Source organism: Brevibacillus centrosporus, assembly GCF_003710815.1.
GTDB classification, from domain to species: domain Bacteria; phylum Bacillota; class Bacilli; order Brevibacillales; family Brevibacillaceae; genus Brevibacillus; species Brevibacillus centrosporus.
Window position 1 is genome coordinate 1 of record NZ_RHHP01000019.1, and the last position, 4970, is coordinate 4970.

Genomic DNA, 4970 nt, shown 5'->3' on the forward strand with positions numbered 1-4970 from the left:
ATCTTTAGGAGTAAGTACCATCAGTGCAGCAATAACAGCCCAAGCAACTCCAAAGATCTTACCTGCTTTCCCACGCTCTTTCCAGCCAAACCAAACCATGACAAATGGCACGAAGATCCAACCTATTACTTTTAAAAACTTCATTGCTGTTCCCCTCTCTAGTGCTTATCTAGTACTATCTTTCCATGACAAATGTAATATATAACCAGTTAATTTACAAGCTTTTGCCAACTTGTTCGAGAACTTTGATAAAAAGAGGGGAGAGCTGGATCAGGATGTATCCAAGACCTGCATTTTGAATGGTGCTCCATGCTTTCTCAGATTGACCAAACATGAAGAAGAAGCAACCGCCTATGAGAACTATCGATGCTACTGGGAGAGATATGGCAACAAGGATTTGAGTGACCGGATCAAGAGCATGAGCAAGAATCTGCAGGGTTGTTCCAGCGACTACTTGTGTAGCTGTAGCAGTCACGCTTTCAGCTGCACTTGCGTGTGTAGCGACAGGAGCCATAGCTAATGGGATCATCACTCCGGCTTTCACAAGAGTGTCAGTGAGTTTCTTCAGCTCGCTTTTCTTTGGCTGTCGCCAGGTCCCATCCATGAAGTCACGAAACTTGATTGTTTGAACCTTTGCCATTTGAACCACTCCTCATTTGATGTCATCATACAAGTAGACTTGAACGGGCAAACCTTCACACAACTCTGTGAAACGCTTCATGCGACTTCTGTTGATGGTGACGATGTGTATGGTGGGAAAATGCCGGTATTGCTTTTGAAACAGACCAGTTGCAAAGAATTCTTTGTACCGCTCAATCTTGATCCGGTTCTCTGCCATCGTCTGAGTGTTATCTATCTCTAGGAAGTGATAACGTTGATTTTTCTGGAAAGTGGCGTCTGGGATGACCATGACCTTTCCCTCGTTTGTCACCTTCAATTCATTTTTCCAGTACGATGGGCAGCCGATATAAAAGAAGAAGTCATTCCTCATCAGCGTGTGTCTGGTCTGTAGCGATCGCTTGACTTGCTTCTTTGCCCCGATCATGTCCCTGCCCAACTTGCTCAGATAGTACACGGTGTCGTACCCTTCTCGGAAGCAATGTAGGTACTCTTCCATCTGTTTCAGTACCTTCTGGGCGTTCCTGACACTGCCTAGCCGGTGTAGGCGCTGGATGTGCGATCTACTCATGAAACTGAATCGCTCCAGGCTGTGCAGGATCTGCTCCTGCCTTTCCACTTTGTTGACGGCTGTCGTCGGCATTGCCTTTCTCCTTTCTCGGCTTGATGACAAGATGCGGCTTTATGGCCTGCTGGGTGGTTTTATTCTCGATCAGGGGAGTCTGCAGGATCTGCCTTTTATCGGCAGTCTGGTAAATTGCCCTACCCTTTATCTCAGGTAGCAGCTCTGCTCCAGTCTCGTCAAGCACCACACGGGAGGCTGTGCCGTTCTGTACCCGAAAGCAGAGCTTTGCATCGCTATTCTGCTTGCATTGTCGAGGAATCACGTCACCAGTTGGGTATTGGGTGGCAAGGATCTGCCGGTAGCCCAAACCTGCCCCAAGTCTCGCAATCTGGCTCATGTAGGTCTGACAGCGCTCCTTGAGGGCCTTCTCATCCTTGGTAACGGCCTCTGCAGGGTTTAGCTCTCCTACCTCATCGATGATGATGAAGTGTCGGACGGGATCTTTTGCTTCTTGCACGTTCTTCACGGATCGCTCCTTGAATTGTCTCTGTTTCTCCCTCATCTCTTCCACAACTGCCTGCAGGGCTTCCTCGGCCTCTTCCGGCTCCTCTGCATAGTGGATCACCTGCTTCGAATTCCTATAATCGGAAAACTCCACTCCACCTTTCAAATCGATCAAGGTTAAGCGTACATTGTCCGGCTGCAGGATCAGCAGTGTAGTTATCAGCATGTTCAGGAAGTTGCTTTTCCCATAGCGTGTAGCTCCTCCTACGATCATGTGTGGCACCTTTTCGAAGTCATGGAGAATGAGTGTATTCCCTTCACGGATCTGGCCGACAGGAACCTTCCAGCCATCCCATGTGAGGGTAATATCTGTGTAGCTGACCATGGCCGGCATCGGTGTGTTGTAAACCTTCACTTTCAACGTTCCGTCATAACTCAACTCGACCTCTTTCTTGGCGGCTTTCTTTTTGGTCAGGAGGTCGCGGACCTGCTGGAGCAGATTCTGCTTGAAGTCCAGAGCCTTCAGGTCAGCTAGGGAGAAATTGAAAGCAGTCTTCCTGTTGTTGAGCCCATCCTGGATGTGATTGAATTTCGCCTGGTAATCCTCGAAGCTACGGCCCAACGGGATACGGTAGCAGTACTCAGTGCCCCAGTCGTAATTCCTCTTCTTCAGCAGCTGAGCTGTGTACGTCTTCTCCTTGTCTTTCACGTTCAGGCCAGTTAGCGAGAATATCTTGTTCAGTTTGTCGCTGTCATTTGAGGCACCAGACTTTTTTAATTGAGCAACGATTGCGATCGATCCAAATACCGCTGACGATAAAATCTCGAGAAACATTTTTCTTCTTCAGCTCCCTTCTTTTTGAAGATGGCAGAAGTTGATTACGCCACCTCATGGGTGTTTCATTAGAAACAGTTGGGGCGATAGCGAACTGTAAAAAATGACGATGGGGGATTGGTACGACTGGATGTTTGAGTTCGTTATGCTGTTCGTGACCGCGGCCTGTAAAACGAACTGGATCGCGAACTCGATTGCGAACTCGACTTGGTACTATGTATTGCGGTGCTGCTTGTATATAATTCCGCTTTTTAGTTTCCAAACGGTTTATTTTTCGCGCTCTTTGTCCATGCTGGCTACTAAGAATAACAAAATGAATGGGGGAGGTTAAAGGTGTTTGGTCTTGGTAAGCAAAGGTCAAAGCTTGGTAAGTGGCTTGATCGTAGGGGAGTGAAACAAAAGTGGCTTGCGAAAGAAGCAGAACTAAATAAAGCGACAATAACAAGGGTGACATCCAGTGATGAGTATACGCCAAACCTTCGAACGATAAAGAAGATCCTGCAAGCATTAAGAAAGATTGACCCAAATGTGAAGCAGGATGATTTCTGGACAATGTAAAAAGCTCCGGTATTTACCGGAGCTTTTGCTATAAGTTGAGAGAAAGAAAATGCTGCATCTCCAATGGGATTTTATTTCGCTGACAAACACTTGCTGCTGTATCACCAGGACCGATTTCATCGCCATGACTAAGGAGTAAAGCTGCAAATCGGTTAGCCTGCCGTTCATATTTTCCTACAACGAAATACGTTCTCTGTTCAATAAAATAATGGCTGATTCCTTTGTGGAACAAGAGGTGCCCTAACTCGTGAGCGCAAACGAAGAGTTGTTCATCCTCTGTAAGCTTTTGGTCTAGGACGATGAATTTCCGACGAAAAGCGCGTTGGCAGTATCCTTTAACCCCGTCTGGAAGATCAAGGTACAGGATAGTAATATTGAGAATCTTGGCTAGTTTAAAGGGACAATTAGTTCGATACTTATTAACTAAGTTTTTAGTCCGCCGCGCAATATCCAAGTGTTTGTACCCCCTAAAACCTCGGAGAATCTGCTACGTATAACTCTTGTTTGTATTAGTCACGAGTTCTTTTTTGCTCTACTTTTTTTGTATGCTTCTTTATTCTGACGTTTAGCCTCCCATGCAATGGCTTCCATAACGCCGATCATCTTCGCCTTGTCCTCTTCGGAAAACTTCACCCCATCGTAATATAAAATTTCGGGGCTCTCGATGAATTTTTTAACGTCTCGCTTATCCTTCGAAGTTGCCCAATCAGGGGCAGCAGGTACGTCATCACCACCGTCATCGCTTGTCCGGCAAAGAATGTAGTCAGTAGATTTTTGAAATACATCTGCAAGTTTTGTAATGACATCACTCGGTATATTTGTAATAATGCCTCTTTCGTAATTGGAGATATTCGCTCTGTTCATGTCAAGTTTTTCTGCTAGTTGATCTTGGGACCAGCCACGTTGTTCCCTAAGTTCTTTTATTCGTTGACCAATAGTAATCATAAATTTCCCTCATCCCAAATATAAATGATAGCTACGAAATTAAAAATTTCGAAATCCTCACTTGCGAAACTGTGAATTGCGTGATATTATTCAGGTACAAACAGTCGAGGAGGTGATGATAGTTGAAAAAAGTGTATGACAAAAAACCCCGACACAAATTTAAGGAGCTTCGATTAGCCAAAGGTAAAACCCAGCGTGAAGTCGCAATAGACATTGGAGTTACGGAAACAACTATTCGTTATCTCGAAAATGGTTATGTAAATCCTAGCGTGGAATTGCTCTTTAAACTGGCATCATATTTCGAGACAACTGTTTATGATTTATGGCCAGACTTAGCTGGTGAATACTGTATTGTGTAAACCTCATTTATGTTTCCCGACAATTGAAATTATAATACGTAAGTGTTGATTACGCAACTGTAAATTTCCGTTTTTTTCAAAACGGCGTATTCCGCATGCCTATATGGTAATTGTTAATTGCGTAATGTGAGTAAATGAAACTTACAATCCGCTTAACTGGAACAAGTCGAAGGAGGGAAGAACAATGGACAAACCGCAAATTTTTAGCCACCAAATGTTTGGCGAGCTTCCGGTAATCGTCGTTGAAGGAGTTGAATGGTTCGGCGGTACAGAAGCAGCTAAAGCACTATCTTTCACTGATCCACACAAAGCAATCAACAATCATGTTGATGAGGATGACTCGACGGTCCATCCAGTCATCGACTCTTTGGGAAGAAAGCAAAACAAAAAATTCACGAATGAATCCGGTCTTTACAGTTTGATCTTCGGCGCTGCCAAGCAAGGCAACAGTCCTGAAATTCAGTCAAAGGCGAAAGCTTTCAAACGATGGGTTACCACTGAAGTTTTACCGACGATTCGCAAACATGGCGCGTACATGACGCCAGATACCATCGAGAAAGCACTGTCCGATCCCGACTTCATCATC

Annotated in this window: 8 protein-coding genes; 3 read left to right on the plus strand and 5 right to left on the minus strand. The window is 45.0% G+C overall.

The annotated features are described in order from the left end of the window. Nucleotides 1-214 precede the first annotated feature (214 nt). From EDM55_RS17035 to EDM55_RS17045, 3 genes are read right to left on the minus strand one after another with little or no spacing between them, the layout of a single operon-like run. Nucleotides 215-640 (minus strand): hypothetical protein, encoded by a 426-nt coding sequence (locus tag EDM55_RS17035; protein ID WP_122960874.1) that lies wholly within the window; start codon nt 638-640, stop codon nt 215-217. A gap of 12 nt (nt 641-652) precedes the next feature. After that, entirely contained in the window at nt 653-1261 is a 609-nt protein-coding gene (locus EDM55_RS17040) for a replication-relaxation family protein (protein ID WP_122960875.1), read from the minus strand. After that, complete coding sequence (locus EDM55_RS17045; protein WP_122960876.1) at nt 1182-2522, minus strand: FtsK/SpoIIIE domain-containing protein; 1341 nt, start codon at nt 2520-2522, stop codon at nt 1182-1184. The genes EDM55_RS17040 and EDM55_RS17045 overlap by 80 nt, the downstream gene beginning before the upstream one ends. A gap of 390 nt (nt 2523-2912) precedes the next feature. Between EDM55_RS17045 and EDM55_RS17055 the strand changes: the two genes are divergently transcribed. Continuing rightward, nucleotides 2913-3080, plus strand: a complete 168-nt coding sequence (locus tag EDM55_RS17055) for a transcriptional regulator (RefSeq protein ID WP_246071198.1) — start codon at nt 2913-2915, stop codon at nt 3078-3080. Nucleotides 3081-3108: 28 nt separating this feature from the next. Here EDM55_RS17055 and EDM55_RS17060 read toward each other — a convergent pair whose 3' ends face one another. After that, entirely contained in the window at nt 3109-3534 is a 426-nt protein-coding gene (locus EDM55_RS17060; protein WP_170184551.1) for an ImmA/IrrE family metallo-endopeptidase, read from the minus strand. A 59-nt stretch (nt 3535-3593) separates the two neighbouring features. After that, nucleotides 3594-4025 (minus strand): helix-turn-helix domain-containing protein, encoded by a 432-nt coding sequence (locus tag EDM55_RS17065; protein WP_122960880.1) that lies wholly within the window; start codon nt 4023-4025, stop codon nt 3594-3596. A gap of 131 nt (nt 4026-4156) precedes the next feature. Here EDM55_RS17065 and EDM55_RS17070 point away from each other — a divergent pair, with 131 nt between their 5' ends. Further along, nucleotides 4157-4384, plus strand: coding sequence for a helix-turn-helix transcriptional regulator (locus EDM55_RS17070; protein ID WP_122960881.1), 228 nt, complete (start codon nt 4157-4159; stop codon nt 4382-4384). Nucleotides 4385-4568: 184 nt separating this feature from the next. Next, nucleotides 4569-4970 (plus strand): BRO-N domain-containing protein (locus EDM55_RS17075; RefSeq protein WP_259676091.1); only part of this gene is annotated, 402 nt, incomplete at its 3' end.